The sequence below is a fragment of the Arthrobacter sp. H5 genome, from assembly GCF_000520595.1.
Lineage (GTDB): Bacteria > Actinomycetota > Actinomycetes > Actinomycetales > Micrococcaceae > Arthrobacter_D.
In genome coordinates this window covers 21,624-23,777 of sequence record NZ_KI915011.1, presented here as the reverse complement: position 1 = coordinate 23,777, position 2,154 = coordinate 21,624, and the positions used below count along the sequence as shown (strand labels likewise).

General features: G+C 61.0%; 2 protein-coding genes. Both read right to left on the bottom strand.

The genetic code is table 11. The features are described from left to right. Positions 1-140 precede the first annotated feature (140 nt). Positions 141-1,118 (bottom strand): AfsR/SARP family transcriptional regulator, encoded by a 978-nt coding sequence (locus tag Y708_RS0115965; protein ID WP_081746885.1) that lies wholly within the window; start codon positions 1,116-1,118, stop codon positions 141-143. 192 nt (positions 1,119-1,310) lie between these two features. Then, positions 1,311-1,910 carry a hypothetical protein gene (locus tag Y708_RS0115960; RefSeq protein ID WP_051479073.1) on the bottom strand — a complete coding sequence of 200 codons (600 nt, stop codon included), beginning with the start codon at positions 1,908-1,910 and terminating at the stop codon, positions 1,311-1,313. Between the last annotated feature and the right edge of the window lie 244 nt (positions 1,911-2,154).

The window sequence follows — 2,154 nt, the reverse complement described above, 5'->3', positions numbered from 1 at the left end:
GCCCCGAGAACGCCGATGCCGCCAAATAGAATGACCTGGCGTCGCGAAATAGACATTGTTCATCTCCCCCATAAGTGGTTTGTTCAAGGTTCCAATGGTGATATTGGAGAAACCTTGTCTAATCTGTTTGTTGAAACTGTTTAGACCGCTGACATCGCGCGCAGCAGGAATGAATTGATCACGTTGCCCGCTTCCCGCAATGAGCGCCCAACACCGGGTGTGTTTGGCATGGACAGCGGTTGGATCAGGCCAGCAGTCCGGCTGAGTTGGCCGTGGAGGACCAGCAGCGCCGACAACACGTCCGTCAGATCGTCTTCGCCGCCAGCGGTTGTCTGCAGGAGACGCGCGTAGGCGGCCTTCAGACCCGGTCCCGGCGCGCAGCCGAGTTCCCTGTCCATTGCCCGGCGGCAACGCTCGTAGCACTGCAGACCCTCGGCGTGGCGTCCGGCCTGTTCAAGTCCCAGGATGAGGGCGGTCCAGGCGCGCTCGTTGAGTGGATCAGCGGCGAGAACCTGATTGGCCCACCTGATGGATTCGTCGGGCTTACCCAGGGCAGCCGCGGTTTCGGCGGCGAGGATCTTTGCTTCAAGAACGCGGGTGGCGTGAAGCTGACGCTCGTCTTCGGCCCAGCCAGGCAACAGCTCGTCGCCGAGCAACGGCGCAGTGGTCATGGCAAGTGCTTCGGTGAGCAGTTCCTGCGCTGCGGCGGGTTCAGCCTGGTTGGCGCGCCGGAGGAGTCTGTCGAAGCGGTCCAGGTCCAGATCGACCTGCGCCCGGTCCATGACATAGCCGCCGGTGGCCGTCTTCAAGGGACCGGACTTTCCACTGCCTGGTTGAAGGTTGCGACGGAGCACGCTCACGTAGCTCTCCAGGGTGGGCAACGCTTCGGCAGGAGGCCGGCCGTTCCACAGCAGTTCGATGAGCCTGTCCTTCGACACTGGATTTCCCAAGTGGAGCAGGAGGATCTCCAGAATCTGGCGTGGTTTCGGGCCGCCAACCGCGTTGGCGTCAAGGACAGTGTCCCCGCGGACAATCCGCAGGCTGCCGATGATATTGACTGATAGGTGGATTGGGACGGAAGTGGACTGTGCCGGCATGGAAACGTCTGACTGCAACATGATCGAGACCTCATACTTCAGTGCGGGTGATGACGATTACAAACCTACGAATCAGCGGTTCCGCGTACACGAGTAGGGGCTACCCTAATTTTTCTGAAGATTTCCCACGTACCCCGGGGGGAGTACTCACGTGGTGGCCGCTGAACGCCTGACAGCGATCGAGTAGTCAGGCCCAGAGCCACTGAGTAGCCCTCAACCACTGGTGTGGTGCTCGGTGCCAAGAGAGAGGCGAAGTGCGCCGTTGCCGTCGAGCACTAGAGAAACAGCCTGATTGGGTATCTCGAAAATCAGCGTGGCCTCGATGGTCTCACCCTGGGCGGCGGTTTGGTCCTCGGGCGACGACCAGATGGCGCGGGGGGTACCTGCGCCGAGTCCCTCAATGGAGTAGTCGTTGGCAGTGAAATGTATGCCGTCCGATTCCAGTGCGGTCAGCTCCAACAGCACCCTTACCCGATGGGCACCTTCCTGGACGGGCTCCGAAAGTCCGGCCGCCGGCCCATCCGGCGTCCAGCCGTCGGTCTCTACGGGAATGATCCCGTGAATGCGTGCAAGCCCGCCGTCCGTTTCTCCGGTTGCACCCAGCTGCGTACTGGGCTTGTCCATGTCGTTGGTCAGGACGAACGTGAGCAGGCCACCCACCAACAACAGGAGCGCGGCCGGCACCAGCAGAATCCAACGGGTTCTGCGGATTAGTGGTTTCGCGCTTTTGGGGCCCGTGACATTGTCTGCCAAGCCCGGGTCGTTTTCGTGCACGTTGAGAGCTTCCCGCTGGCCGGTGTTATTGATTCCCATGGGTCAACCCTTGGTGCGCCACCATGGAAAAACCCTGTCTGCGATCCTCCCAAACCTTTTTACAAGCACACCAGGGAATGCTGACGCCTGGCAGGTCCACACCACTGCGGCTGCCGCAAACACCGTTATGAGGGGTAGGTCTTGTCATGCTAGGGAGAAAAGACCTCCGGACGAACCGGGGGAATCAGAGGTCATTTGCCGTCAGGCAGATGGCCGTCCTTGCGGCGGGCGCGGTATGCCTGCC

Bases quoted from the DNA above. Each gene is read 5' to 3' on its own strand.
- Y708_RS0115965 (WP_081746885.1), bottom strand. From the start codon at position 1,118: ATGTTGCAGTCAGACGTTTCCATGCCGGCACAGTCCACTTCCGTCCCA.
- Y708_RS0115960 (WP_051479073.1), bottom strand. From the start codon at position 1,910: ATGGGAATCAATAACACCGGCCAGCGGGAAGCTCTCAACGTGCACGAA.